Origin of the sequence: Modestobacter sp. SSW1-42 (assembly GCF_046635825.1) — a bacterium.
Classification (GTDB): domain Bacteria; phylum Actinomycetota; class Actinomycetes; order Mycobacteriales; family Geodermatophilaceae; genus Modestobacter.
In genome coordinates, this window is sequence record NZ_JBISCA010000005.1 from 265,223 (window position 1) to 292,137 (window position 26,915).

The window sequence follows — 26,915 nt, forward strand, 5'->3', positions numbered from 1 at the left end:
GCGGGATCGGATCAGCGGGCGCCCATGCTGCGCCAGTACGCGTTCAGCGCGCCGTTGGTCTTGATCAGCCAGACCAGCGGGCCGACCAGGATGATCCAGCCGAGCAGGACCCAGAGGCCGGTCGTGGCGCTGACCGGACGGGGCCGCCCCTGCCGGGCGTAGAGGTTGCCGACCTCGTTCGGGAGGACGAAGGGCGTCACCAGGCCGAGGGTGAAGATGTAGAGCACGAGACCGATGGCGCCGCCGACGCCCTCGCCGGAGTGCTGCTTCATCTCCTCGTGGGTCGCGAAGTGGTAGTAGAGGGCGTAGATGCCGAAGGTGATGAGGCTCAGGCCGAGCACCGCCCAGGTGCTGCGCACCTTGCCGACGGGGCCGAGCGGCCGGCCGTGGGGCGCGACGCCGTACTGCATGTGCTGCTGCGGAGCCGGGTGCTGCGGCTGCTGCCCGTAGCTGACGACCTGCTGCTGCGGCGCGTAGTGGGCGGGCGGCGGCGGGGCCGGCGCGTACATGGGCTTGACCGGCTGCTCTTCCATCGCGGACATCGTGGAACCCCCGTTCGAGGCCGCCGGCAGGTCCGACAGCGCCCGCCGACCGTAGAGCCGCGCAGCGTCACCCCGACGCTTCAGCGGACGGAGTCGTACCGGTTTCGACCCTTCTGTCACACCAGCCGCTCGCGACGCCGTGAAGGCCCTCGACCCGGGCACGTCGAGACGTCAGACCCGCAGCGCTGGTCCGATGACGATCTCGGTGTCGTCGGGGCGGTAGGTGCGCCATCGGCCGTCCGGTGGTCGTTCGACCCGGAACCCGTGGTGGACCTTCGTGTGGTGGCGTTCGCAGAGCAGCGCCGAGTTCTCCAGGCTGGTGTCGCCGTGGTCGCGAAGCCACTCGAGCTGGTGGTGGACGTCGCACCAGTGGGTGGGCGCGGAGCAGCCGGCGAAGACGCAGAGCCGGTCGCGGCGCTCGACCGCCCGGCGGATGTGCGCGGGGACCAGCCGCTTGGCCCGCCCGACGTCCAGCGGCAGCCCGTCGGCGTCCAGCACCATCCGGGAGACCCTGGCGTCGCAGGCCGCCCAGCGGGCCTGGGCCGCCGACAGCGTCGCGCCGAAGCCGGTCTCGGCGGCGTGTGGCGCGGTGCTCGGGTCGAGCAGGTCCTCGATGCCGATGGTGACGACGAGGTGCGGCTTCTCGCTGCGGAGGAACGGCAGGTGACCGCCGGCCAGTTGGTTGTCGCACAGCTGCACGAGCGCGTCGGCGTTCTGCTGGGCGCGGGTGCGGGTGTCGCCCTTCGGCCGGGCCGCCTGGACGATCGACTCCAGCGCCGCCTGGACCTTCTCCCCACCCACGGCGTCCAGGTCGAACCGGCCGGACACACTGCCGTCGGCGTGCTTGGCGATGGTCAGCCGGCGCCCCTCGGTGGGGTCGGGCTCGGGTCCGTCGGGGTCGAGGGCGGCCAGGTACATCTCGACGACCTCCGGGAGCCGGGCCGGCGCGTTGACCGCCGCCTCGGCCAGCGCCTCGTCGAAGCCACGCACGTCCACGCCCTGCGCCGCTGCCTGGGCCAGCCGCTCCGGTGTGGCCACCTGGGCCGCGACGCCCACCTGCTCGGCAGTGATGGCGCCGGCGGTGAACCCGGCCGTGACGGCCGGCAGGTGCTCGAGCGCCCGCCCGTCGGCCACCAGCCGGGACGCCGCCCTGGTCGACAGCCGACCGTGCCCGCGCAGCCACGACTGCATGGTCTTGAGCCCGTCGTGCTCGGCGGCGCCGGTCTTGTCGCACTCGCGCACGGTGCGGGTGATCTCGACCATGAGCGCGTTGTGCGCTCGCAGCAGAGGCGCCAGCCGCTCGAGCAGCTGGGGCCCGAACACCGGCGTCAGGTCGTCGGCCGCGAGGGAGTCCAGAGCCGACTGCAGCTCTCCCACGACACCTCCCGAGCCGTTCGAACACGTGTTCGAAGTCCATCGGTCCACCGACCATCGGACAAGCCGAACTCCCGGCTCAGAGCCTGGTCGGCCGCGTGCCCGCCGACCGACTCAGTCCCACCACAACCGCCAGACAGGGCGGTGCAGGAGCATGTGCGCCAGCCCGGTGAGCGTGTCGTCGCTCCCCAGCCACGCCCCGTCGCTCCCCTGCCACAGCGCATCGGGACAGAAGGCCGCGATCTCCGCCGCGAGCGACAGTGCGTGCGATTCATCGCGCGGCGGGTTCGGCACGAGCAGCGTGACGGTCGCGAAGGCCAGGCCGGCCACGACGACACCGAACCGGTCCTCCCAGCTGCGCAGCACGGCCGACACCTCCTCCGACTGCAGCCGGTTGATCGCGCCGCACCAGCCGATGGCGGCCACGGCGTCCGCCGGCCGCGGGCACCGCACCAGCCCGATCCGGGTGTTGGGGGCAGCAACCGATGCGGCGGCCACGACAGCCGGCTCGGCTGTCGACGGCAGCGACGGCGCACGACCGGGGAACTCCGCCCCGAACGGGGCGAGCGCCCGCTCGATCGCCGGGTGGACCGTCGGCCCGCCGATGGGGACGACGCTGTCCGTCCACCGCTCCCCGAGCAGCCCTTCCACGTCGACGGCGTCCACCGTGGCCAGGTCCACCGGGTACAGCTCGCCGGAGTCCCACGGCCGCGCCACCTCACCGGAGAGCGGCGTGAGCAGCAACGGCCACAGGCCGGTGGACGGGTACTGGTCCACCAGCCGACGCCAGGCCCGCACGGCGTCGGGGACGACGTCGTCGGTGAGCCACAGCGACGGCGAGGAGGCGGGCCGCCCCGGAGGCAGCCTGACACCTCCGAGCACCAGCGGCCCGAGCGGCGGGACCGGCGCCTCGCCGGCCGGGCCGCCGGTGAGCAGCGGGACGTCGATGGCCGGGCTCAGCAGCCCGAACGGGTCGTGGGAGCGACGGAAGATCGGCATGGCCCGAGCCTGCCGAAGTCCCACGACAGCCGAGGTGCTCTGTCCACAGGCGGGCCGCGAGGCTGCCCGCCATGGACGCCGCTCCGTCGCTCGTCGAGCAGGCCGTGCTCGACGACCTCCGCCGCCGCCTGCAGGCCTGGCGCCCCGTCGACCTCACCGGCACAGCAGGTCGGGACCGCAGCACCGAGCCCACCCACCTCGCCGACCTGCTCAGCACCTGGGCCACCGACCACGGCTGGCGTCCGCACGAGGAGCGGATCCGCGCCCTGCCGTGGGAGCGCACCGCACGCATGCGCCTGGTGCACCAGCGCGCGGCCGACCCCGACGCCATCGCCGTCGTCCTGCTGCACAGCTGGCCCGACTCGGTGCTGCGCTACGAGCGGGCCCTCCCGCTGCCGACATGGCGGGGGTCGTGGCCGAGGCGATGGCCGAGCTCGGGCACGAACGCCACGCCGTCTCCGGCGGCGACATCGGCCGCGGCGTCGCCACCGCGCTGGCCGCCCGGCACCCCGACCGAGGGCGCGTACATGCCCGAGCAGTCGACCCGGCCGCACACGCCGGCCGTCGCGCTCGGCGACTCCCCCGCCGGACTGGCGGCCTGGATCGTGGAGGAGCTGCGCGCGTGGAGCGACTGCGGCGGCGACGTCGAGTCGGTGTTCCCGCGCGAGCAGCTGCTCACCCGGGTCACCGCCTACTGGGTGACCGGGGCGATCGGGACGTCGTTCGCGCCCTACGCCCGGCAGAGCCCGCCGACCGGCCGGATCGACGTCCCGACCGTGGTCAGCCAGTTCCCGCGCACGACCTCGTGCAGGCGCCGCGCTCGGTCGCCGCGGCGCAGTTCGACCTGCGGGTGTTCGAGCACGGGAGCGCGGGTGGCCACTTCGCCGCGTGGGAGCGCCCCGAGGAGTTCGTCGGCTTCGTCCCGACGGCGGTGGCGCTCAGCCGCTGACGGCGAGCCGGCGGGCGGGCACCGGGCGGGCGGCGAGCTCCGCGGCCAGCACCGGCAGCGGCATCGGGCGGCCGTGCAGCCAGCCCTGGCCGAAGGTGCAGTCGAGACTGCGCAGCAGGTCGGCCTGGTCGGCGGTCTCGATGCCCTCGGCGACGATGTCGAGGCCGAGCGCTCCGGCGAGGTCGACGATGCTGCGCAGCATCTGCGCCCGCCGCACCGAACTGGTGATGGTGGCGGTGAAGGACGAATCGACCTTGAGGACGTCGACGGGCAGGGTGTCGAGCCGGCTGAAGGACGAGTAGCCGGTACCGAAGTCGTCCAGGGCGACCCGGATGCCGAGGCCGCGCAGGGTGTGCAGCGCGGCGACCGCGACCTCCGAGTCGGCCTCCAGCAGGCTCTCGGTCACCTCGAGCACGACCTCCTCGGCCGGCCAGCCGGTCTCCTCCAGGACGGCGGCGACGCGCTCGGGGTAGCCGGGGTCGCACAGCTCGAGGCCGGACACGTTGACCCCCAGCCGCAGCGTCCGGCCGCTCTGCCGGCGCAGGGCGGTCAGCTGGGCGCAGGCCGAGTGCAGCACGTGCTGGCCGAGCGCGCCGATCAGGCCGTGCTGCTCGGCGACGCCGATGAACTCCAGGGGCGGCACCGCACCGAGCTCGGGGTGGGTCCAGCGGGCCAGCGCCTCGACGCCGACGACCGTGCCCGAGCGCAGCTCGACGATCGGCTGGAAGTGCACGGCGATCCTGCCCGCGGCGACGGCCAGCGCCAGGTCCCGGGCCAGGTCCCGGCTGCCCTCGGTGGCGCCGTCCAGCTCGCAGCGGCCCCGGCCGGCGGCCTTGGCGGCGTACAGCGCCTGGTCGGCGCGGCGCATCAGCTGGGCGGCGGAGTCACCGACCTGGTGCTCGGCCACGCCCACCGACATCCGGACGCCGGGGTGCTCGGCGCAGATCCGGCGCACGAGCTCCAGCGCGGCCGGTCCGGTGAACCCGGGCAGCAGCAGCGCGAACTCGTCGCCGCCGTGCCGGGCGAGCACCGCGTCGTGCGGCAGGGCCCGGGTCCAGTCGTCGGCGACCCGGCACAGCACCTCGTCACCGGCCTCGTGGCCGCGGGTGTCGTTGATGGCCTTGAAGTGGTCGAGGTCGAGCAGCGCCGCGGAGAGCCGGACGCCGTCCCGCGGCAGGTCGGCGAGCAGGTGGCGCAGCTCCTCGTCAAGGCCGCGTCGGTTGGTCAGCCCGGTGAGCGGGTCGCGGGAGGCGTCGGAGGCGCGGATGACCAGCACCCGGGTGGCGACGGCCAGCGCGACGACCACCGCGTCGAGGGCGAGCGCGGTGGGCAACGCGACGTCGCTCTGCACCAGGAGCGCGGCGGTGATGCCCGACAGCGCGAGCAGCGTGTGCACCGCGGCGACGAAGAGGTTGAAGAGCAGGACGGCGTCCATGACGGTGAACGCGACCAGCGCGGCGGTGGCCACGGCGGTGCCGGCGTCCGGGGACAACAGCACGCCGGTGCCGATGAGCGCAGACGCCGAGCCGATCGGCAGGTGGAAGGCGTTGCGCCCCCACCGCCGTCCCCACCGGAGGACGACGAGCGCCGACAGCAGGGCGCTGACCGACATCGCGACCATCACGGTCCGGGCGGTCCCGGGTGTGTGCGAGCCCCAGGTGATGAGGAGGCCCGCCGTCCCGCCGACCAGGTAGAAGACGGCGAGGATGCCGGCGATGGCGCGCGGGGTGGCGACCTCGGGGGCGCGCAGCAGGCTCACCCGGTCAGGTTCGACACCGACCTCGTTCCGCTTGACCGTCCGGGCCGGGACGGCGACCGCCACTCCCCCGCCCGGGTGAGCCGCGCCACAACCCCGTCGTCGGTGTGGGCGGGCGGGTGGTCGTCCGCTCGGTGGGCGGGACGGGCGCGGGCGGGTCCCTCGGGCCCGGCGCCCGGCCGCCGCGGACCCGGGACGGGCAGCGGCCGGCAAGCCCTCCCCCGGCCCTGGCGTCCCTCACCGGAGCCGGCCACCAGCGCGGCTGCCACCTCCCGGCACGCCCCGGGCGCGCCGCAGCGCCGCCGGGTCGGGCCCGGCGGCGCTGCGGTCGGAGGTGGTGCGGGTGGATCAGCCGAGCAGCGGCTCACCGTTGCGGACGAGCTGCCAGTTCTCGGTGTAGAAGTCGGCCGGGTCGATGACGCCGCGCTCCTGCGCCCATTCGATGAGCAGCTGGCGGATCTCCCGCTGCTCGTTGTAGACGACCGGCGCGGTGGAGACGGCCGGGAAGCCACCGCCGCCGGAGCGCCGGTAGTTGTTCACCGCGACGACGAACCGATCGCTGTCGGCCACCGGCGTCCCGTCGATCTCGAGCCGGGTGACCCGGGAGCCGGCGGGCCGGGACACGTCCAGGTCGTAGTCGACGCCGGAGAGCACGTCGTAGTTGTAGTCCGGCGTCCCGTTGGCGTTGGTGATCGTCTCGGGGTCGACGGCGCCGCCGGCCGGCACCTGGGTGAAGTAGGCCGCCGACTTCTCCAGGTAGGCGCGCACCTCGGCGCCGGTGAGCTCGACCGCCTCCAGGGTGTTGTCGTAGACGTACAGCCCGGCGATGTCGCGGATGGTCACCTCACCCTGCGGGAAGACGGCTTCGCGGCTGAACGGTGCGGCGATGGACAGCACCGGCAGGTCGGCCCGGTCGGTGCCCTCGAGGGCGGCGTCGACGGTCTCGGTCTGCACCTGCTGGATGAAGTCGAGGATCGGGGTGTCCTCGTAGCGGCTGGTCAGCGTGGTGAGCTGCTCGGTGGAGGTGGCGACGACCTGGTTGACGTAGTCGACGGTCTCCTGGTGCGCGCCGGCGACGACGTCGAGGACCGCCGGGTCCTCCGGGAAGTCCCGCGTGCGCAGCGCGGTCGCCGTGGCCGCGGTGACGTCCCACTGGCCGCGGGTCTTGGTCAGCGAGAAGTCGACCTGGCTGACGGTGGCGCCCCAGCGGTGGGGCTGGGTGAGCAGCACCGGCTGGCCGGTGACCTCGTTGACGACCGTCTGCGACGGGCGGTCGAGGTGGGTGTGGCCGACGACCATCGCGTCGATGCCCGGCACGGTGCGCGCGATGACGTCGCTGGGGTTCTCGGTCGGGACGGTGTCGGACACGTACGACGACGTCCCGCCGACCCCGGCGTGGGAGAGGACGACGACGACGTCGGCCTGGGCGTCGACGATCGGGACCCACTCCTGCGCGGTCTCGACCATGTCGCGGAACTCGACCCGGCCCTCGACGTTGCCCTTGTCCCAGATCGCGGAGCCCGGCGTGGTGAGGCCGAGGATGCCGACGGTGACCGGCTTGCTGCCGGGCACGTGCATCCTCTGCAGCGTGTAGGGCTGCAGGTACGGCTCACCCGTCGCCGCGTCGACGACGTTGGCACCCAGCACCGGGTGGTCGACGTCGTCGACGTAGTCGGCCAGGGTGTCCAGGCCGTAGTTGAACTCGTGGTTGCCGACGACCTGGGCGTCGTAGCCGATGGCGTCGTAGGCAGCGGCCATGGGGTGCTCGCCCTCGCCGGACTGCTGGGCGGCGAGGTAGGTGAGCGGCGTGCCCTGCAGGAAGTCGCCGTTGTCGACGACGAGGACGCTGTCCTCGCCCTTCGCCGCGCGCACCGAGTCGATGGCCGAGGAGACCCGGGCCAGGCCCGTGGTGTCGCCGGAGCGCTCGGTGTACGGGGCGTTGCGGAAGTAGTCCCAGTCCTGGGCGTGGCCGTGCAGGTCGGTGGTGGCCAGCATGGTGATGTGCAGCGGCTCGGCCGCCGGCGCGGCCGCCGCCGGTGCCGCTGCTGCGAAGGTCAGTGCCAGTACCGCGGTGCCGACGATGCCCGTCGTCCTCGTGTGCATGTGTCCCCCAGCTCGTCAGCCGGCCCCCGGTGAGCCGGCTGTGCACGTGCTGAGACACGGTAACCAATCCCACCGACAGGGTGACGCGGTGTCACGAACTGTTCACGCCGGCTGGCCGACCGCCGCGGGACCCGGGGGCTACGACGCGGCGCGGCCCGGCTGGTGCGCGTCGTCGAGGGCGCTGCGGCCGCGGCCGCCGTCCTTGGCCGCGTAGAGGGCGCGGTCGGCGCGGCGCATGAGCTGCGAGCCGGTCTCGCCGGCGCGGTGCTCGGCGACGCCGCAGGACAGGCCGATCGCGGGGTGCAGCGCGCTGATCCGGCGGACCAGGGCCAGCGCGTCGGCGCCGCCGACCCCGGGCAGCAGCAGGGAGAACTCGTCGCCGCCGTGCCGGGCGAGGACGGCGTCGGCGGGCAGCTGGGCGCGCCAGACGTCGGAGACCTGGCAGAGCATGCGGTCGCCGGCCTGGTGGCCGGCGGTGTCGTTGATCTGCTTGAAGTGGTCGAGGTCGAGCAGCGCCGCGGACAGCGTCGAGCCGCTGCGGGCGACGCTGGTCATCAGCTCGTCGAGCGCCTCGTCGAAGCCCAGCCGGTTGTGCAGCCCGGTGAGCGGGTCGCGGCTGGCACCGGACGCGCGGAGCACGAGCGCGCGGGCGACGTAGGCGAGCGCGACGACGATGACGTCGAGGGCCAGCGCGGTGCGGACGTCGACGTGGGGATGGTGCGCGAGCCCGGCGGTGACCACGGTGACGGCCAGACCCAGGTGGGCCAGCGCGAGCGGCAGGTGGAAGAAGTAGCAGGCGTCGACGGCGACGAGGGTGATGAGCGCCCCGGCGAGGACGGCGGTCTGACCGTCGGGGCTGGCGACGACGGCGGTGCCGATCAGGCCCGCCGCCAGGACCACCGCGAAGTGGAAGGCGCCCCGTGGCCACCGCGGACCGAACCAGCCCACCACCGCGGCCGCGACCAGCGCGGTGAGCGAGAGCGCGAAGAGCACGCCGCGCCCGGGGGCGTCCACGGCTCCGGAGGACGCGAGCAGCCCGGCGAGGCCGCCGGCGAGGTAGAAGACGCTGAGGACGTTCGCCATCACCCGCGGCGTCGCCACCGCGGGTGCGACTGACTTCTCCACCCGTCGATCATCGGCCACCTGCGGCGGTGCTCGAGATCCGGGACCGCGTGGTCTCGCTCCGACGGGGGACGACGGCACGCCGTCGGGACCGCAGAGGGGCTCCCCGCGCATGGTGCGCGGAGAGCCCCTCTGGGTCAGTGCGGTGTCACTGCAGGTCGACGGTGACCCCACCGGAGAAGACGGAGTCGTGCAGCTCGATCGCGGTCGGCGTCGTGCCGGCCGGCACGTCGAAGACGACCTTGCTCTTCAGGGTGTTGCCGGGGTTGATCTCCTCGTACAGCGAGGAGGAGTCCTCGAGGTAGATCGCGGCCTCGCTGTCGGCGGAGAACTCCTGCCCCTCGGCGTTGAGCAGCTTGGCGTTGTCGCCGAAGAAGCTCTGCGGCTTGTCACCGGTGTTGGTGATCGTCAGGTCGACGATGCAGTAGGTGCCCTGCGCGGTCTTGTTGAGGTACTCGTTGCCGATCTCGGTGGTGCTGCAGTCGACGGCGTCCGTGACGAAGGTGAACTTGCCGTCGGCGGCCGGCTCGCCCATGCCCGGGTTGCCCTCCTCCTCCTCCTCGGCCTGCGTCTCAGCGGCCGGCGCGGCAGCAACGGGCTCCCCGGCAGCCGGGGCCGCCGGGGCGGCGGCGTCGGAGGCGCCGGCGCCACTGGCCGAAGCAGCGGTCTTCTCCGCCCCGCCGCCCAGGTTGGCACCGATCCCGATGAGGACCAGACCGGCCAGCACGATGAACCACACGCGCTTGTAGATCGGCTTCTTGACCTTGCCCTGGGTCTGCGGGCCGGGCGTCTGCTCCGGCGCAGGTGCGTACGTCATCTCGTGTCTCCCCGTTGCTGTGGACTGCTTGAGCCGAACGTATGTCGGAACTCAGCCGTCCTCAGGAACCGGAACAGACAGAATGCGGGTCCGGGGCTGGGCACTACTCGATGAACCGAACAGCACCGTCACCATCCGCACCGCGCACCCCACCAGCGCGCCCGTCAGGCCGTCGGCGTCCGCGTCGGCTCGCCGGTCTCGGCGACCGCGCCGTGCAGGCCACCGGTCATCGCGTACTCCTCCTCGGGGCTGAGCACGAGCCGGTGCCGGCCGAAGAGCGCGAACCCGATGAGCCCGAGCACGAAGACGACGAGGATGGCGACGATCGCCGGGCGGTAGTCCTCGTTGGTCATGACCCCGATGAAGATCAGCGTCGCGATCACCCCGGCGAACACCGCACCCGGGACGCCGACCGGGCTCTTGTACGGCCGCTCGGCGGAGGGGAACTTCCGGCGCAGGAGCACGTAGCTGACCATCTGCAGCACGTAGGCGATGACCGCGCCCCAGACGGCGATGTTGAGCACGATGCTGCCGGCGGCGTCCCCACCGAACTGGACGGCGAGCAGGGCCGCGAAGCCGATGACGGCGCCGACGAGCAGCGCCGCCCACGGGGTCTTGCGGGCGCCGGTGACCGACAGCGCCTTCGGGTAGTAGCCGGCGCGGGAGAGCGAGTAGATGTTGCGGCCGTAGGCGTACATGATCCCCTGCAGCGAGGCCAGCAGCCCGATCAGCGCGAACGCCGACAGGATGGCCGCGACGTCGCTGTTGGGCAGGATCGCGCGGAACCCGTCGAGCAGCGGCTCACCCGACTCGCTGATCGCGGCCGACCCGGTGACGGCGGGGTTGAGCACGACCACGATGGCGCCGGAGACGATGAGCGTGAGCATCCCGCGCATGCCGGCCTTGGGGATGTCGCGCGCCGGGGTGTGCGCCTCCTCGGCGGTGAGCGGCAACTCCTCGATGCCGAGGAACAGCCACATCGCGAAGGGCAGCGCGAGCACGACCTGCCACCAGCCGAACGGCAGGAACGTCGAGTTGCCGGGCTCGGGCTCGATGTCGAAGAGGCTGCCGAGGTCCAGCGCCCCGGAGAACAGCGCCATGACGCCGAAGACGGCGATGACGCCCAGGGACAGGACGGCGACGACGGTGGCGACCTTGAACGACAGCTCGGCGCCGGCGACGTTCACCGCCAGGAAGACGGCGTACAGGACCACCCACCAGGTCCACGCGGGCATCGACAGCCCGAACAGCTCGTCGGTGATGGCGTCGGCGTAGGTGGCGGAGAAGTAGACGACGACGCCGGTGGTGGCGACGTACTCGATCGTCTCGGCCAGGCCGGTGATGAACCCGCCCCACGGCCCCATCGCGGCGCGGGCGAAGGAGTAGGCGCCGCCGGTGTGCGGCATGGCCGCGGACATCTCGCTGATGCTGGCGATCATCGCCAGGTACATCGCGGTGACGATGACGCAGGCGACGGCGAACCCGCCCCAGCCGGCGCCGGCGATGCCGTAGTTCCAGCCGGAGAAGTCACCGGAGATGACGGCGGCGACGCCCATCCCCCACAGTCCCCAGAACCCGGCGGTGCGGCTGAGGCCCCGCTTCTCGAAGTAGCCGTCGTCCGCGGCGGCGTAGCTGACGCCGCTCCTGCCACTCGTCATGGAGATCTCCCTGGTCAGCGACTCGTGGCCGCGGACGCTAGGGCTGCGCCGTCCTGGGTGGGTGTCAGCTGTGCGACGCCGGTGGAACGTCTCCGTGTCCGGCGATCCGCCGCACGATCGCCCGGGCCGCCGCCCGCCCCTCCGGCGTCGGGGTCAGCGGGTACACGTGGACGGCGCCCGCGCAGACCTCCGCGTGCCCGAGGACGCCGGCGGCGCTGGCGCGCTCGATCAGCAGCCGGACGTCGGGCAGGCAGATCTCGTGCGTGCCGACGTGGACGTCGATCGGCGCGAGCCCGCCGAGCGGACCGTTGCCCGGGCTCAGCCGCGGCTGGGTCGGGTCGTCGCCCCCGGCCCACGCCTCGGCGGCGACGTGCAGCCCCCGGCTGGACAGCCACGGGTCGTGCACCTCGACGGCGGGGAGGTCGGGGTGGCTGAGCGTGAGGTCCAGCCACGGGGAGAGCAGCACGATGCGCGTCGGCTGCGGCAGACCGGCGTCGGGCAGCGTCTGCGCCAGGCCGAGCGCGAGCCCACCACCGGCGGAGTCCCCGGCGATCGTCACGTCGTCCGTCTCGTCCAGGAGCCGGCGGTGGACCTCGGTGACGAACGGATACGCGTCCCGGTGGGTGTGCTGCGGGGCGAGCCCGTAGTGCGGCACCTCCACCCGGACGCCGGCGTCGGCGAGCGCGCCGACGAGCGCCCAGTGCTGCGGGGCGATGGCGCTGACGTAGGAGCCGCCGTGCAGGTAGAGGACGGCGCGCTGCGGCGTCCGTCCGCACGGCAGCACGGTGTGCACCGGGAAGCCGTCGACCTGCCGGGCGCGGACGTCGTGCCGCTGCTGCAGCCGGGCCGGCGGCTCGGCGCTGCCCTTCGGCGCAGCGAGCCGCTTGCGCGCCCGCTCGGCGGTGGCCATCCGCGGCTTGTAGGCCAGCCGCAGCGCGACCTCGAGGGCACGCATCTGGATGCTCACGAAGCGCTGTCCCCGCCCTGGCTGCTGCCCGAGCCGTCGACGCCGCAGAGCTCCCAGAAGTGGCTGCGCCGGGCGCCGTGCTGCCCCTCCCCCGGGACCCGGCTCAGCGCGCGGTCGAGGCGCGCCCACAGCGCCGGGTCGGCCGTCAGCCGCGGCAGGTCCTCGACGCCGAGGACGCCGTGCGTGACGAGGGTCCGGGCGTAGCGCAGCGCGGCCTCCGCCTTGGTCACGCCGCCGCGCGTCGACGTCCGCTGCCGGTTCTGCGCGGCGGCCTCCAGCGCCTGCTCGTCGGGGAAGCGGGTGAGCAGCCGGGGCAGCGGGTGGCTGTCGGCGTCCGCCGGCGTCTCGGCGAGCAGCGGACCCGTCGCCTCGACCTCCAGCACCCGGCGCACGAGCGGGACGACGACCCGGTCGTGGTCGACGCCCACGCTCCACACCGCGTCGAGGACGCAGGCGGACAGGCTGGTCCACCGTTCTGCCCGTACCGGCACCGGCGCGCGCTCCGCGTCGGGGATCCGCCGGACGTGGTCCGGTCCGGTCTCGACCTCGTCGTCGAACAGTGACGGCGGCGCTGCTTCCACCCGTGCATCCCTCCCTCGGCCCGCCGGTCGCGGCGAGCGGACCCAGGGTGCCTGACGAGCCGGCGGACCCCCGACAGCCACACCTATCCGGTCTTCAGCTCCACCTCGGCCGGCTCCCCGATCGGCAGCCAGCGGAACCGCCGCCGGACGTCGTCCGGTGCCTGCGCCAGCTCGCGCTCGACCGCGGCGCGGCCCTGCGCGAAGTGGCTCCAGCCCTCGTAGTGCACCGGGACGACGACCGGTGCGTCGAGCACCGCGGCCAGCCGGGCCGCCTGCCGGCCGGTCATCGAGTACCGCAGCGGCCCGGTGACCGGGAACCGCACACCGCCCAGGTGCAGGACGGCGACGTCGACGTGCAGCCGCTCGGCGACCTCGCGCAGCCCGCGGTAGAGCACGGTGTCGCCGGAGACCCACAGCGAGCCGCCGTCCCAGCGCAGCGCGAAGCCGACGACGTCCCCGGCGACCGGGCGGCTCAGCGGCGGGCCGTGCCGCGCGGGCGTGGCGGTCACCTCGACGTCCGGGCGCCCGGGGGCGGTGAGCACCGTCGACTCCCCCGGCCGCAGCCCGCGGGCGCCCAGCCGCCGCCCGCCGGACGCCGTCGTCACGACCACCGGCACCGACGGCAGGAGCGCGCGCCCGGCGTCGTCCAGGTTGTCGGCGTGGTGGTCGTGGGTGAGCAGGACGGCGTCGACCGGGAGCAGGTCCGCGGGCTGCAGCGCGGGGCCGGCGACCTTGCGCGAGCCGGTGCCCCAGCCGAAGCGGTACCGACGTCCCGGTGGGTCGAAGGTCGGGTCGGTGAGGATCCGCCAGCCGGCGACCTCGATGAACAGGGTGGGCCCGCCGACGTGGGTGAGCCTCACTGCGCGCCGGTCACCGGCCGCGGCGCGGTCGCGTGCGCCAAGGCCCAGTCGAGCACCTCGTCGGCGATGCGCTCCCAGCCTGGCGAGGCCGGCAGCAGGTGCGGGTAGCCGGGCTCGTCGCGGACCTCGGTGACGGTGTCGCCCTTGTAGTGCGCGGCGTTGGAGCGCTGCACGGACGGCGGCATGATGTGGTCCTCGCCGCCGGAGACGAACAGCAGCGGCGGGCGGTGCGGGTTCTTGTAGTCGACGTGGGCGTCCTGCGGGCCGGGCATCAGGTTGGCCAGGACGCCGCTCCAGATGATCGAGCCCGGCGCCGGGATGGCGTAGCGCTGGTACAGCCGCCGCGACTCCTCGGCGTCGAAGGTGTTGGTGAAGGCGTAGTGCCACTGCTCCTCGCTGAGCGGGACGGCGCGGTGCCGGTTGGCCGGGTTCTTGAACGCCGTCCACGTCGAGCGCAGTTGCGACAGCGGGAGGACGCGCACGCCCTCGGTCGGCGCGGAGTTGAGCGCGACGCCGACGGCGCCGTAGCCGCGGTCGAGCAGCAGCTGGGTGATCGTGCCGCCGGCCGAGTGCCCGATCAGGATCGGCGGGCTGTCGAGCTCGCTGATGACGGCGGCGTAATGGTCGACGATCTGCGGCAGCGTGAGTGCGGCGACCGGTGTCGGGTCGGCGTTGAGCGACTCGACCTCCACCTCGAAGCCCGGGTAGCCGGGGGTGAGCACCCGGAAGCCCTTGGCCTCGTAGTGGGTCTTCCAGTGCTCCCAGCTGCGCGGGGTCACCCAGAAGCCGTGGACGAGCACGATGGTGTCGGGGGCGGGCACGGTGGTCTCCTCACTGCCGGGGCTGCGGATGCCAGGGACCCTGGCAGCGGGCGTCGGGCCCGGATCGGCTGTGCGTGCACGCCTGTGGTCTGTGCGTGCCGGAAGCGCTTCCCCGGTGTTTGCGCTTCTGCCAGGCTCGACGGCGACACCACCGGGAGCCGCCGATGCTGTTGCTGGACACGCGCACCGTGCCCCGCGCCGAGCGGGGCGAGGCCTTCCGCGCCGCGATGCTGGAGGCCTCCCTCCCCTGCCGCGTCGAGCAGCGGACGCCGCCCGAGCGCATGCACGCCCTGATGCACCTCGTGCCGCTGGGCCGGGCGGCGGTGTTCACCACCGACGCGACGCCGTTCGGGCTGGTGCGCACGCCGCGGCACGTGCAGCAGGAGGGGCCGGACGTCGTCGCGATCGCCTACCAGGCGGCCGGGTGCGGTGAGTACACGCAGCTGGGCCACGAGCAGCTGGTGCAGGGCCGCGACCTGATGCTGGTCGACCTGACGGCGCCGTACGCGTTCGGCTGCGCGGTGGGCGGTGGCTCGCGGTCGGTGATGGTCCCGCACGAGCAGCTCGCGCTGCCGGTGGACGTGATCCGGTGGGCCGTCCCGAGGCTGCGGGCGAGCCCGCTGCATGACCTGGTGCGCAGGCACCTGGAGGAGGTGTGCGGCCGCGCCGAGCAGCTGGCCGGCGACCCGGGTGCGGCGTCCCTGGGGACGGCGACGGCGGAGCTGGTGCGGGCGCTGATCGTGTCCGCCGCCGGCGACGACGCCCTCCGTCGGGAGGTGCGGGAGGAGACGTTGCTGACGCGGGTGCGGGTCTACATCGGCCAGCACCTCACCGACCCGGCGCTGACGCCCGCGACCATCGCCGCGGCGCACAACGTGTCACTGCGGCAGCTATACCGGCTGTTCAGCGATGCGGGGCTGAGCCTGGAGCAGGAGGTGATCGGGCAGCGGCTGGAGCTGGCGCGGGCGCAGCTGGTATCCCCCGCCGGCCGGCGGCGGTCGATCGCAGCCACTGCCCGGGCGTGCGGCTTCAGCGACGCCAGCCACTTCACGCGACGCTTTCGAGCGACCTATGCCCTAACACCGCGCGAATGGCAGCGTTGTGGCCCATTCGGCTGAGTAGATGCCAGCAGGTAGCCCATCACCTGACCGAGGCAGGTGCCACGCCCATGCCCTCGCGCATCTCGATGACGACGGATTCCAAGAAACCAGGGACTTTACTTCCGCCGACGACCAGCTGGCGATCGAGGAGACGGTTTCCGGCCTCGCAGGAGGTCTCGCTCACCAGCGCACACCCGTGACATGCCGACAGGTTGAGCGAAGAAGACCTCTGGCGATCGCTCTCGATGCAGACCGGGTCGTTCGAACACACATCCGCGTCATCCAGTGCGGCCATGAGCAACGGGAGCAGCGTCGACGGCTCACCCAACCGGACGAGACCACCCAACGTCCCCTGCGCGTCGCCGGCCGCTGTGTAGATCAGGATGCCGGCAGTCCGATCCGCCCGGTTGGAGTTGGCATAGATCCGCTCCTGCAGCGACGCCGAGGAGTAGCCACTGGAGAACGCCAGGCGCCGGATCAACATGTGGGAGATCGTGTGCAGGGCGATGTAACGAGGCTCGGGCACGTCGAGCCTCTGGGCCCAAGGCGACTGCGCGTGACGCTTCACGAGGATGTCCGCTCGTGCCCGGACCTCGGACCAGCCTTCCCATTCGGACAACGCAGCCTCGTCGAACCTGAGGAAGATCCCCTCCCCGAAGAGCTCGATGGCCGGATAGACGGGACGGCGTCGACGGTCCGGGCCGAGGTCTGCAGAGATGAGGTCAGCACCCGCGTTGTGGCGGCGGAAGCCCAACAGTGCTCGGACCTCCCGCACCCGCTGGACCTGGCCGATGCCGCTGAGCCGACGCGTCAGCTCCCGGGGCCCGAGGCTCTCCCCGGACAGGGGCCAGCCGTCCACCACGAAGTCCTCACCGCTGCGGTCCCGCCCCCCCTCCAGCTTCTTGAGGAATGCGGCCCATTCGCCATCCTTCAGGTCCAGGAGGGGCGAGTCGACCTCCTCCTCACCCTGCGCGAGCCGGAGCACGGACTCCACGGGGACACCGATCTCAGTGGCAATCCACTCCGCGACCATCTGCGCCTGGGGGCCGCCGTTGTCCGCAACGACCTTCTCGAAGTAGACGTGGGCCTTGATGCGGTCGGCCTGCTCCTGGGACTGCGGACGCTCCTCTGGGATGTCGAGCGCCGAAATGCGCTCGGCTAGGTAGTTACCTGTAGCGCCCCGCTGCACTGCCACGAGCCGGTGCTCACACGGAACGGAGACGGAGGCTGGGTCCTCCCAAGGCTGTCGTCCGTCACATCTGATGCCGTCGCGCTGGAGCGACTCGGTACCCACCAGTTCCGACAGGGGCCGCGAGCGCTTGCACGCACCACAGAGGACACGCAGTGAACCGAGCCCCTCACCCGACTTCGCGGAACGTACGAACTTCAACTCCTTGTAGGCCCGACAGAAGCGAACCTCATCGGTGACACCCTGGTCGTGACCGCGATGCGCCCACTTGAACCACGAGACGTCCTGCACGTGGCTTCCGTTCTCACAGATCGCGATGTACCGCATCGGGACCAGGATCCCGCCGCACTCACACTTGTTGATCCACTTGCCCTTGTTCCTACCCGTCAACATCGACAGCTTCGAGCACCGCTCGCAGAATCGCCACGCCGGGAAGCGCCAGTACAGGAGGCTTGCCGTGTCCTTACCGGCGTGGCCCGCGTGAGTCGGTGGTTGACGGAGGACACCGGCACCGATCCGTGCGCTCAACCGGTCGCAACTGATCTCCGGTGAGAACCGGCGATCCCACCATGACGTGTCCGGCGCGATCAGCGACTCGCCACGCACGTCAACGATCGCACCCACCCCGTACGGCGCGATGGTCTCGGACAGGCGAAGGTCATGCTTGATCTTCTGCACGGTGCACCTCCTCCATCGGCTCCTGGACCTCGACAGCAACACTTGGCTCGACCGAACGCATCGAGTCACCGACCAACCAACCCTGACCCGACTGCCCGAATCGCTTCAGGAGCGCCTCGTCCACCTTTGGCCTCCGTTCATAGGGCAGCGATCCGCCCATCTGGCGGGCCGACGCGGCACGACCGTCCCAGTCCCGGAGGAGGCGCCAGACCTCGGCTGCGGCCTCCGGTGCCTCAAGGCGATCCGCCCGCTCGATGGCCGCGAGCAGGCCACTCACGACTCGATCGATCGCCTGGCGCATGCGACCGTCGTCGAGATCCATACGGATCGCCGAGGAGTCGTCGGCGAGATCCGGCACGGCATTTCGAAGCAGCGCGACCAGGGCGCCGGCGAGTGAGCGGTCTCTTGACGCCAACGACCACGGGGTGACGCTGGTGGGTTCGACGCCACGGTAGAGCGCCTCGTGATAGCCCCTGAAGCTCTCGAACTGTGAACGGTCACGTGCGCGGTTGGAACGGAAGAGGGTCACCACGATTCCGTGGGTGTCGCCCCGTCCCACCCGGCTGGTTGCCTGGATGTACTCCGCCGTGGTCTTCGGCTGCCCGACCATGAGCATGAGCGCCAGCCGCGGGATGTCGATGCCGACCGACAGCATGTTCGACGAGAGGACGACGTCGATGGCCTGGTCGGAATCGTCGGCCCTCGTACGGAGTTCGCGCAGGTCGTTCGGCAGTTCATCCGGGCCCCGACGGCTCGTGAGCTCGAGGACCCTTCCGGCCCTGACCTCACGGTGCTCCATGCCAAGACGGTCGGCGCGCGTCTCCAATCGCCCGTTCACATCGTCAAGGACGAGGGTGCCGGTGCGACCCAGTTCCCGCAGGCTGTTGTGGTACATAATCAACGTCCAGTAGCTGTCCAGGGACGCGTCCGTCCCTTCAGCGGTGAGCACCCGAGGAAGTTCGACCAGCGGAGCCGTCGAGCTGACGAGCGAGGATGCCTGCGACATCGACTGTGGCATCAGCCCGATGTACAGACGTCCCTCCCCGGTCTCAACGGGCTTGGAGAAGAAGGTCCTGTCGTCGTCCAGTCCGGAAGGCGGGTACAGGGCCACCTTTCTGCCGTACAGGTTCTTGACCTGGTCGTCGGACGACCGGATCGTCGCCGTCGACGCGACGATCTTCGGGCTCGATCCGCTGCTCCCGAGAAGTAGCTGGATCACGCCGTCGAACACAGCGACCGTCGTCCCGAGGGGACCAGACAACAGGTGCAGCTCATCCTGGATGACCAGCGATGGCTGTCGATGCACCGAGTTGAGCCCGAGCAGAGCACCTGCTTGCGGCTTGAACTGGAGCCTCGCGAATTTGTCGACCGTGGCGAGGAGGATCGTCGGCGGCCGGACGTACAGGTCGTCGTCGACGACCGACAGTGGGAGCTCGGAGCTGAACCGGCAGGTCCCGTCGGTGCAGTGGATGACGAGGTCGTTGCCCACCAGGCGGAACCCGTACCGACTGCGATCATCGCTGCGGTCCCGAGGAACGAGGGGTGCCAGACACCAGGGACAGCTCTCCACCTGGAACCCGTTCGCCTCCTCCGGACGAGCCGCCTTGTGCAGGCGCTCGAGCTCGGCCTTCGCGCGAGCAAACGTCGCGGGGGTCACGTCGTTGCCCACCCACAGCCCGATGCTGAACGGCACCATGCCCTTGGCCCTCGGATCGGAGCCGCGCAGGATCTCCATGGCACAGATGAGCGACGCGGCACGCTGGAACTGCTGGGCGGTGAGGAGGCGCAAGGTGTAGCGAGTGATCACCGCCGTGCCGCCACCCTGCACCCCATGGACGAGGCGACGCCGGAAGATTTCGACGGCGGCGAGACCGAGGTATGCCTCGGTCTTCCCGCCGCCCGTGGGGAACCAGATCAGGTCGACCAGGTCCCGGTCCTCGTGCGACTCGTCAACGGTCGACGCAAGCGCCACGAGGAGGAAGCCGAGCTGAAACGGACGCCACTTGGGCTCGTCCGGGACCTTCCCTCGATTGATGCTCCCCTGACGCATCTGGAGCCGCATGGCCGCCATGCCGAGCGCAAAGGCCCTTCTGAGCTCTTCCTGTCGCGGATTGGCGAGGAGCTCGACCGTCGACTCCATCCGCCCGACCGCCACTCGTGATCGGGCAACGATCGTGCGGGCGACCTCGCTCTCGCCCCCGACCTGGGCAACACGCGCCTCCTGTCCGGACACCCAGTGTTCGAAGGAACGCACGAAGGCGCGCAGGTCTCGCAGGACGTCGGTGGGTGCTTCATCGATGCGCGACAAGCGGTCCAGCCGGAGCGCCCCGTCCTCCTCGGACCCCGCGGCGAAGCCGGTCGTCTCGACGGTTGGAACGACGAAGGCCGGCACCGGGTCGACGAAGATCTTGACGCACTCACCGGCCTCGAGGACCCAGTCCGCCGCCATCCCGTGACCGACGGCATAGACCCGTCGCTCCCGGTAGCGGAGTCGGAGCTCCGCAGACTCGGCATCGACGTCGTACTTCCGGGATGTGTCGTATTCAAGGAAGCGCGCACCTGGCGCTGGCGTCACGGCCATGCAGACCTGGAACAGCATCAGCCCGATGTCATGCGTGTCGTTGCCTGTTGAGCCGGCGGACACCCGCACGTGGACCGTCACCAGATAGCCCCCTCCGACCCGGCGCCAACGCGCCCCGATCTCCAGGGGGACATCGCCCGCCTTCATCTGGTGCGGCGGGCGACCTTCGGCCAGCTCCACCGCACTGAAGGTGAACGGCCGGCGCTGCCACCGCGGCGGACCGTCGTCGGAGAGTCGAACATAAGTACCGCCCTCGAGTGAGCAGGCGGCGGCGGGTGAGTCGGTGACGAACGAGATCGCGACCGACGACGGACGCCAGTCCTCAGCGAGCGGGACACCGGCTGCGTCCTCCTCGACGTCCCCTTCCGGGACGGCCGTCAATCGTGCCTTGTTCTCAGCGACGTCCGTCTCTCTGACCACCGATTCACCGGGGAAGAGCATGCCGACGGCGTACTGGAGGTGCGGCCGGTTGAGGAGCACCTCCTCGTCGCCCTCGGATGGCCCCACATAAGCCGCTCGCAGATGCCGGAGCGCAGACCGCTGTGCAGCAGTGAGGTTCATGGCAGCACCACTCTCTGTCGGACCAGCGCTTGAAGTGCCTTCCTGTCCTCGTCCGAGGCCACGACGTGCAAGGAGACCCGCGGTCGGGTCACGGCCACGTAGAAGGCCGCCATGCCGGCATCGTCGAACGCCCGCGGGAGGTTGCACACGATGACGTGTTCGGCCTCGAGGCCCTTGGCGTAGCGCGGACTGGTGAGGGTGACACCGTCCCGGGTCGATGTGGGGACTGCATCCGAGTTCACGTCGATGATCCAGAGGTCGGACCTCGGCGCGCCCTCAGCGACGAGACGACGAGCAACGTCCGAAGCCTCGTCGACGTCGGCGGGAGGAGAGCACCAGTGCCACTGGACCCTCTCCCCGTGGACGATCCCTGGATCGCCTACATCGGCACCTAGGTATTCCTGGACCACGTGCACGATCGAGCGCGTGTTGCGGACGTTCCTGTCCAAGTCGAAGGAGGAGGCCTCAGCAGTCACGATCTCGTAGACGTCACGATCGAAGCGGCCGTCCACGTGCGCCTGGTTGTTCGGGTCGAGGAACATCCGCCACCGCCCGCTTGCACGGCCACCCGCCAGGATCGAGTCGAGCCGGTCCATGCTCTCGGGCGTCATGAGGTCCTGCGCCTCGTCGATGAAGACCGCGTCGTACTCCGCCCCTGGCGTGAGGGCATCGAACGGGAGCACCTCGATGGCCCGGTCGGTGACACGCTGCTCGAAGAAGCGCAGCAATGACGGGGAGTGGAAGGTGATCAGGACCCTCTTCCCCTGGCTCGCCTCCTGCTTGGCGGCCTCGGCCAGCACGAGAGACTTCCCGGTTCCCGCACCGCCCAGGATCATCATGCGCTGATTGCGCGCGAGAGACGCCAGAACCCGCGCCTGGTCCTCTGTGGCCCGGTTCTGCGCCTCCAGGACGGCACCACGCTGCGCGTCGATCACCGGCATACGGGTGAACTCGCCGAACAGCCGCGCCCTCAGGACGTCAGCCCTGGCCTTCCTACGACCAGCCGGGGCCTCCTTGCTCCTGGCGACCACGGCGTCCAGAGCGGCCTGCAGGCCGGCCACACTCATGTCGTCCTTCGCGAGCCAGTGCGTCGGTTCCCACTCGACCGCATGTGGCGGTGCATCGATGTCCGGCGTGATGACGAGGGCCTCGTGCGCGATCCACCCGACACCTTCTTCCTCGAGGATGCCCCTCAGCGCGTACATCGCCGAGCGCGCCTGCTCCATCGGGGAGGTCGACAACCTGTGCCAATCGCCCCGACGGTCGACGCTGTACCAGACGCCCTCGGCCTTCCTGACCCCTCCTCCCTTGACCTCGACGACGACCACCACGCCCTTCCAGAGGACGACGAAGTCGGCTTCGGCCTGCTGCTTGTAGGCGTGCGAGCGGAGCTTGACCGAGTGGAACGCCACTGCGTCGGGGACCCCGTTGATGCCGGCCAGCAGCCGAGCGACCAGGCGCTCGGCGTCGCTGTCGCATTCCTTGACGATGTCGGTCAGGTCCGGGACGAGAATCACGCCTGCTCCTGCCAGAGGTCCTCGTACTGGTGGAAGCCGAGGAGGCTGTTGATGTCACCGAAGTTGTCGGCCATGTCGACGATCAGGCACTCCTCCTTGCCTCCGTTGGCGGGTCCACGGAGTCCGCGGCCCGCCATCTGGATGTAGGCACTCGGACTGAACGTCGGCCGTGCGATGTACAGGGCACGAACGCCAGGAGCATCGAATCCCTGGACCAGCAGATCGCAGTTGGTCAGGACACGGAGCTTGCCCTGTCTGAACTTCTCGATGACGTCCCGTCGTTCCTGACGCCCGGTCTGGCCACTGACCGATGCCGCATCGATGCCCTGGTACCGGAGTGTTGCCGCGAGGACTTGCGCTGAAAGGACGTTCGGCGTGAACACGAGTACGGGCCAGTCGGCCGGACGTTCCATGATGTCCTTGACCAGGATCGACATGCGTGCCTGATCTTGACCGATCCGGTCAAGCACCTTCGGGGCGATGCGTCGCATCGTGCTCGCCTCATCACGCTCGGACTTGCTGAGCTGGACGTCGACGCCCTGGAGCACTGCGTGCTCGACCCGTGCCAGCACCCCGCGAGCGGCCAGCTCCTGATAGGGCGCAGCGTCGAAGGCACGGAGCTTACGGTTGCCGAAACGGCTCGCGAGTGGCCGGTTGGCCTCCTCGGACAACCCCTTGAACGGTGTGGCGGAGAGCCCTACCAGCGGACGTGCCCAACCCCGCCCTGCGACCCCGAGCCAAGTCAGGAGACGGGTGTACCGCTCGGAGCCACCCGCCCGATGGCCCTCGTCGATGATGACGGCGGCAGGATCGCTCAGCCACTGGTACTCGGGACTCTCACGGATCACGTCGAGCTTCGCGTCGGTGGCGACGACGATGCTGAACTCGGTGTCGGGTTCGTGTACGACGTTGGTCTCCCAGAGCCGTCCGATCGTCAACGGTCTCTCGTTACCGAGACCTCGCCACACCGTGCTCCACGTCTGGACCGCCTGTTCGCAAAGCTCCTGGGACTGCGCGATCCAGAGGACCGTGCCTCGGAGCTTCCCCTCGATGAAGAGACGAAGGACCGTCTCCGTGGCCACCCGCGTCTTCCCCGCCCCCGTTGGCAGCTCGACCATCACCTTGAGTGCGCGACCGTCCTCACGCGTGGTGAGGACCTCCCCGAGCTTGGAGCTGATCTCCTGCTGGAAGTCGTGCAGCCGGCTGAGTTTGACCGCGCCAGGCACGACGAACTCGTCGTCCTGGGGTTGGACGCGACGTCCGGCGAACTCGGACCCGAAGCCCATGCGCCGCAGCCAGGAGATGGTCGGGGCCCCACCCGCCCACGTGGTCGGGACGTCCGGGAATCCCTCACGTCTGAACAGCTCGGCCAGGAACTTGATCGAGTCCGACCCGTAGACCGTGAGGTACAGGTCGGCCACGGACGTCGACGAGTTGACCAGACCCTGACTGTCCAGGGCCTGCCAAAGCCCCCTCGGCAGCTCGTCGCGCAGATCGTCATCACCGAAGTAGATCTCGAGCCGTTCCACATCCGATGTGGCCGCCAGCGCCTGCTGACGGAGCAGCTCGAGCCGGTGTTCGAGTCCTGCCTTGAGCACGATCGCTCGATCTGCGTTGGTGAGGCGGAGGTCGTGGGCCTCACTCACCATCTCGAGGAGCCGCTTGTCGTCCACGGTGCCGTCGACGACGAGGTCCGATCCATCGAGGTGCCATTCGAGTGACTGGTCCTCGACCCCGTCCTCGGTGGTCACCCGCTTGGTGATCTTGGCGGCACGCGTCACCGTGGCACCGGCCGGCAGTCCGGCAGCGAACGACGTGCGAAGGCCCGTGAAGACGTCGAGAACCCGCTCCCCGACCTGCTGCCCTTCGATCAGCAGGGAGAAGGCGAAGCTGTCCTCGAACCGCCGACAACCGACGACGTCGACCAGCTCGGCAGCCACCTCCTCGTTCGTACGGAGGAACGGCCGCTGCCGCGACAGGAGGAAGTCGCGCTGTTCGTCGGTGACGGCCAGGTAGACCGCCTTGGGTGACCGCGCCTCGACCGCACGACCCACTCGGGCGGGGATGCGTGGCGGATGCGCGTCACGATAGGCCAACCGACTCGCTACCAAGATGAAGCCGACGAGCACATCGTCGCGAATCGTCGGTGGTAACAGTTCAACGTCCAGGGCTGCCTTGAGCACCGGGATCGGTACGTCCTTCAGCTCGTCCGGAAGCCGAAGCGCGTGGGCGACCTCGCTGGGGCCGACGAAAAGCGGAAGGAGATCCCGGTACTGCACGAGGGATGGCGCGACGACCTCGCCCGGTGTACGGAAACCTCGGGTGGAGTTGACGATGCCCGCCTGACCAACTGCCCATCGGACCGGCGAGGGCACCCGGTAGCTGATGCGTGAGTCGACGTCCTCGCAGTCCCATGCCGAATCGCCGAAGGCGAGCAGCCCACGCGTCCAGGCCTCCCGCGAGGCGTGCGTGGCGTCGGCATCCCTCAGGACCAGCAACATCGAAGCAGGACCAGGTCCCTGACTGGGAAAGAGCTCGATCCGCTCGACAGCGCGCTCACCCGGCCCGAGCCGCGCGTTGAGCGTCTGTAGGACCCACGAGCGGTAGTCGTCGTACAGGGGTTCGTCCTCCAGGCCGTACGCCTTGACGGGCTCACGAACGACTCCGAGCGAGTAGGCCACCGTAGGGACGCATCGCTGACGGTCCAACATCATCGATGCATATGCGCCGGTCAGTGGCTCGTCGAGGTCCATGACCTGCTGTGGCCATGCCCAGCCACCGTCCCGGGTCGGCACCTTGACCGGCGAATCCCGATGTTCCTTGAGCAGAGCCAGCGCATCGTGGGCGCTGACCCCAAGAGCCGCATCCCAGAAGCGGGAGAGCTCGTCATCGCCGGACGAGGCCGAGAGGCCGGCCACTCGCGCCCCGAGGATCGCGAGCGGATCCAGGTCACGGAAGCCTGCGGCCCGGAGGTGCTTCTCCACTCCAGGTTGTGCGAGGAAGCGAGGTTCGACGAAGACCGCTGCCTCGATGTCGAGATCATCCTCCTGCTCGAGGAAGACAACACTCTTGTCGGAGAGTCCACGAAGGCCGTCGCTGGTGGGAATGACCTTGGCCTGGTTGATCTCCGGCAGGTTCTGGTGACCCATCACGAACCTGAAGGCGTTAGCCGCTGACACGGGGTCGTCCCCGGCCGCCCATTCCCGGAGCCAGGAGAGCAGACCTCGTTTGGGCATGAGCTCGATGGCCCGCTTCATGTCCCGACCGTCGTCCTCCAGGAGCCCGGGGTCCGCCCCTACTGCGAGCAGTTGACGGAGACGAGAGGTGCGCGTGGGCGAGGTATAGCAACGCCAGTGCGGCACGTCATCGCCGGTGTTCGGTGAGGCGATCCATGCTTCGTGGATGTCCTCGGGCACGCTCACCGAGAAGTCGAGCGGACGGAGCGCGCCTGCGTCGACGAGTTGGCCCTTGGCATCCGGGATCAGCGCGCCCTCACGGGACTGAAGTGGGACGTGCGTGCACAGCACGGCGTCACCGAAAGATCTTTCCTCCCGACCACGAGCGGGCAGGTAGTCGAGGTGGGCGGCCGGGTCGTCGTTCGTTCTCACTCGGGGTAGTACGCGGACGAACATCTCCGACAAGGTCGTGAGGATCTCGCGGTTGTAGTCGTTGCGCAGCAGGGTGGTCCGGTCGTCGTTCACACTCCACGGTGCATTGAAGAGCGCGGACGCCGACGTCTGGTCCTGCAGCGGGAAGTACGACCAGAACTGTCCGACGCGCTGCTGGGCGTGACGCACAGGCACAGCCACCGTCACCTTTACCTCGTCACGTGAGACCGCCTCACCAACCTCCTGACGAGCTGCCAGTGACGGCCTGTGCATCCTGTCCTCGACGATCCACTCGTCGCCGGTTCCGTCGGGACGCTCGATCTTGAGCACGCCACGACCCAGGTCACGCGACACGTGGCTCGTATCGAACGCCTCCTCCCCCAGCACTCGGAGACGCACCTCGCGCACGGACCCGACAAAGAGGAGGAACTCGGACGAGAAGGTCTCGATCTCCCGTCGCAGTCGCGCGACATTACGTGCCTGCGGGAGCTTGATGATGGTCGCGGCCCACTTGCCCAGCTCGGCCAGGATCGGGTCGCTCTTGAAGTGCACCTGCGGATCGACCATTGTCGCCGTCCGCAGGATGGGGTATCGCCTGACGCTCGCGCCGACCGCTGCCAGAGCGGCCCTGGCTTCAGGCGCATTGAACTCGAAGGACACCGAGCGGCTGAAGATCTGCGGCGCGTCGGTGACAGCCAGGACCGACTTGAATCCCAAGCCGAAGCGGCCGATCTCGTCGCCGCGCTTTCCGCTGAGGTGCGCGTGCATGATGGCCGTCAGCCCGCTCCTCGAGAACGGACGCCCTCCGTTCGCGCAGTAGAGCGTGCCCGAACCCGCATCGAGGACGATCTCCACCCGACCGGCGTTGTCCGCGACCTCGTCCGCGTGTGCGCCCGACATGGCGTCAGCCGCGTTCTGCACCAGCTCGAGGAGCGTCCGGTTCGCGTAGCCGCCGACCCGGATCGACTCCTCGTGGTTCGCGTGCTCAGGAATCAGGTGCGGGTTGGCCCTGTACGACGCGATCGCACTCTCGAAGAGATGTGACAGTTCCTGGACGAGGCCGGCGTCCGCTGTCCATGCCGAGCCTGCGGTCACCATGCGTAGGGTCTCCTTGAGTCAGGGGTGGTCGTGC

General features: G+C 70.6%; 19 protein-coding genes and 1 pseudogene. 3 read left to right on the forward strand and 17 right to left on the reverse strand.

What is annotated here, in order from left to right:
• Nucleotides 1-11: 11 nt before the first annotated feature.
• The 3 genes from ACGBYP_RS18550 to ACGBYP_RS18560 all read right to left on the reverse strand — a co-directional run bounded on the left by ACGBYP_RS18550 (nt 12) and on the right by ACGBYP_RS18560 (nt 2,915).
• On the reverse strand, nt 12-533 hold the full coding sequence (locus tag ACGBYP_RS18550; RefSeq protein ID WP_411586480.1) for a DUF4234 domain-containing protein: 522 nt from the start codon (nt 531-533) through the stop codon (nt 12-14).
• A gap of 180 nt (nt 534-713) precedes the next feature.
• Nucleotides 714-1,919 (reverse strand): DUF222 domain-containing protein, encoded by a 1,206-nt coding sequence (locus tag ACGBYP_RS18555; protein ID WP_411586482.1) that lies wholly within the window; start codon nt 1,917-1,919, stop codon nt 714-716.
• Between the two features lie 111 nt (nt 1,920-2,030).
• Complete coding sequence (locus tag ACGBYP_RS18560) at nt 2,031-2,915, reverse strand: DUF4253 domain-containing protein (protein WP_411586484.1); 885 nt, start codon at nt 2,913-2,915, stop codon at nt 2,031-2,033.
• A 71-nt stretch (nt 2,916-2,986) separates the two neighbouring features.
• Here ACGBYP_RS18560 and ACGBYP_RS18565 point away from each other — a divergent pair.
• A pseudogene (locus ACGBYP_RS18565) lies at nt 2,987-3,229 on the forward strand (epoxide hydrolase N-terminal domain-containing protein); the annotation flags it as partial.
• Nucleotides 3,230-3,288: 59 nt separating this feature from the next.
• On the opposite strand, the gene ACGBYP_RS18570 reads toward ACGBYP_RS18565, so the two are convergent.
• Complete coding sequence (locus ACGBYP_RS18570) at nt 3,289-3,594, reverse strand: hypothetical protein (protein ID WP_411586486.1); 306 nt, start codon at nt 3,592-3,594, stop codon at nt 3,289-3,291.
• A 126-nt stretch (nt 3,595-3,720) separates the two neighbouring features.
• On the opposite strand from ACGBYP_RS18570, the gene ACGBYP_RS18575 reads away from it, so the two are divergent.
• The gene (locus tag ACGBYP_RS18575) at nt 3,721-3,864 is read left to right on the forward strand and encodes a hypothetical protein (protein WP_411586488.1); all 144 of its coding nucleotides are present in this window, start codon (nt 3,721-3,723) and stop codon (nt 3,862-3,864) included.
• On the opposite strand, the gene ACGBYP_RS18580 is transcribed toward ACGBYP_RS18575, so the two are convergent.
• The 9 genes from ACGBYP_RS18580 to ACGBYP_RS18620 form a co-directional block, all read right to left on the reverse strand.
• A complete protein-coding gene (locus tag ACGBYP_RS18580; protein ID WP_411586490.1) occupies nt 3,854-5,623 on the reverse strand; it encodes a putative bifunctional diguanylate cyclase/phosphodiesterase in 1,770 nt (589 codons plus the stop codon). The two genes, ACGBYP_RS18575 and ACGBYP_RS18580, sit on opposite strands and share 11 nt — an antisense overlap.
• 345 nt (nt 5,624-5,968) lie before the next feature.
• Entirely contained in the window at nt 5,969-7,723 is a 1,755-nt protein-coding gene (locus ACGBYP_RS18585; protein WP_411586492.1) for a bifunctional metallophosphatase/5'-nucleotidase, read from the reverse strand.
• A 138-nt stretch (nt 7,724-7,861) separates the two neighbouring features.
• Nucleotides 7,862-8,848 (reverse strand): GGDEF domain-containing protein, encoded by a 987-nt coding sequence (locus tag ACGBYP_RS18590; protein WP_411586493.1) that lies wholly within the window; start codon nt 8,846-8,848, stop codon nt 7,862-7,864.
• 145 nt (nt 8,849-8,993) lie between these two features.
• Nucleotides 8,994-9,662 (reverse strand): DUF4352 domain-containing protein, encoded by a 669-nt coding sequence (locus ACGBYP_RS18595; RefSeq protein WP_411586495.1) that lies wholly within the window; start codon nt 9,660-9,662, stop codon nt 8,994-8,996.
• Between the two features lie 164 nt (nt 9,663-9,826).
• Nucleotides 9,827-11,320, reverse strand: coding sequence for an amino acid permease (locus ACGBYP_RS18600; protein WP_411586497.1), 1,494 nt, complete (start codon nt 11,318-11,320; stop codon nt 9,827-9,829).
• Between the two features lie 64 nt (nt 11,321-11,384).
• Entirely contained in the window at nt 11,385-12,287 is a 903-nt protein-coding gene (locus ACGBYP_RS18605; protein WP_411586498.1) for an alpha/beta hydrolase fold domain-containing protein, read from the reverse strand.
• The gene (locus ACGBYP_RS18610; RefSeq protein WP_411586500.1) at nt 12,284-12,868 is read right to left on the reverse strand and encodes a hypothetical protein; all 585 of its coding nucleotides are present in this window, start codon (nt 12,866-12,868) and stop codon (nt 12,284-12,286) included. The genes ACGBYP_RS18605 and ACGBYP_RS18610 overlap by 4 nt, the downstream gene beginning before the upstream one ends.
• Nucleotides 12,869-12,951: 83 nt before the next feature.
• Complete coding sequence (locus tag ACGBYP_RS18615) at nt 12,952-13,728, reverse strand: MBL fold metallo-hydrolase (protein ID WP_411586502.1); 777 nt, start codon at nt 13,726-13,728, stop codon at nt 12,952-12,954.
• The gene (locus ACGBYP_RS18620; RefSeq protein ID WP_411586504.1) at nt 13,725-14,549 is read right to left on the reverse strand and encodes an alpha/beta hydrolase; all 825 of its coding nucleotides are present in this window, start codon (nt 14,547-14,549) and stop codon (nt 13,725-13,727) included. Before ACGBYP_RS18620 ends, ACGBYP_RS18615 begins: the two co-directional genes overlap by 4 nt.
• Before the next feature lie 164 nt (nt 14,550-14,713).
• On the opposite strand from ACGBYP_RS18620, the gene ACGBYP_RS18625 reads away from it, so the two are divergent.
• Complete coding sequence (locus ACGBYP_RS18625; protein ID WP_411586505.1) at nt 14,714-15,667, forward strand: helix-turn-helix domain-containing protein; 954 nt, start codon at nt 14,714-14,716, stop codon at nt 15,665-15,667.
• 22 nt (nt 15,668-15,689) lie between these two features.
• On the opposite strand, the gene drmB is transcribed toward ACGBYP_RS18625, so the two are convergent.
• From drmB to ACGBYP_RS18645, 4 genes are read right to left on the reverse strand one after another with little or no spacing between them, the layout of a single operon-like run.
• The gene (drmB, locus tag ACGBYP_RS18630) at nt 15,690-17,516 is read right to left on the reverse strand and encodes a DrmB family protein (protein WP_411586507.1); all 1,827 of its coding nucleotides are present in this window, start codon (nt 17,514-17,516) and stop codon (nt 15,690-15,692) included.
• A complete protein-coding gene (locus ACGBYP_RS18635; RefSeq protein WP_411586508.1) occupies nt 17,497-20,658 on the reverse strand; it encodes a helicase-related protein in 3,162 nt (1,053 codons plus the stop codon). The genes drmB and ACGBYP_RS18635 overlap by 20 nt, the downstream gene beginning before the upstream one ends.
• Complete coding sequence (locus tag ACGBYP_RS18640) at nt 20,655-22,175, reverse strand: NERD domain-containing protein (protein ID WP_411586509.1); 1,521 nt, start codon at nt 22,173-22,175, stop codon at nt 20,655-20,657. Before ACGBYP_RS18640 ends, ACGBYP_RS18635 begins: the two co-directional genes overlap by 4 nt.
• Nucleotides 22,172-26,881 (reverse strand): sacsin N-terminal ATP-binding-like domain-containing protein, encoded by a 4,710-nt coding sequence (locus tag ACGBYP_RS18645; protein WP_411586511.1) that lies wholly within the window; start codon nt 26,879-26,881, stop codon nt 22,172-22,174. Before ACGBYP_RS18645 ends, ACGBYP_RS18640 begins: the two co-directional genes overlap by 4 nt.
• Between the last annotated feature and the right edge of the window lie 34 nt (nt 26,882-26,915).

Coding starts and splice junctions, on each gene's coding strand:
- ACGBYP_RS18595 (WP_411586495.1), bottom strand. CDS start 9,662: ATGACGTACGCACCTGCGCCGGAGCAGACGCCCGGCCCGCAGACCCAG.
- ACGBYP_RS18625 (WP_411586505.1), top strand. CDS start 14,714: ATGCTGTTGCTGGACACGCGCACCGTGCCCCGCGCCGAGCGGGGCGAG.
- ACGBYP_RS18635 (WP_411586508.1), bottom strand. CDS start 20,658: ATGAACCTCACTGCTGCACAGCGGTCTGCGCTCCGGCATCTGCGAGCG.
- ACGBYP_RS18645 (WP_411586511.1), bottom strand. CDS start 26,881: ATGGTGACCGCAGGCTCGGCATGGACAGCGGACGCCGGCCTCGTCCAG.
- ACGBYP_RS18600 (WP_411586497.1), bottom strand. CDS start 11,320: ATGACGAGTGGCAGGAGCGGCGTCAGCTACGCCGCCGCGGACGACGGC.
- ACGBYP_RS18550 (WP_411586480.1), bottom strand. CDS start 533: ATGGAAGAGCAGCCGGTCAAGCCCATGTACGCGCCGGCCCCGCCGCCG.
- ACGBYP_RS18585 (WP_411586492.1), bottom strand. CDS start 7,723: ATGCACACGAGGACGACGGGCATCGTCGGCACCGCGGTACTGGCACTG.
- ACGBYP_RS18560 (WP_411586484.1), bottom strand. CDS start 2,915: ATGCCGATCTTCCGTCGCTCCCACGACCCGTTCGGGCTGCTGAGCCCG.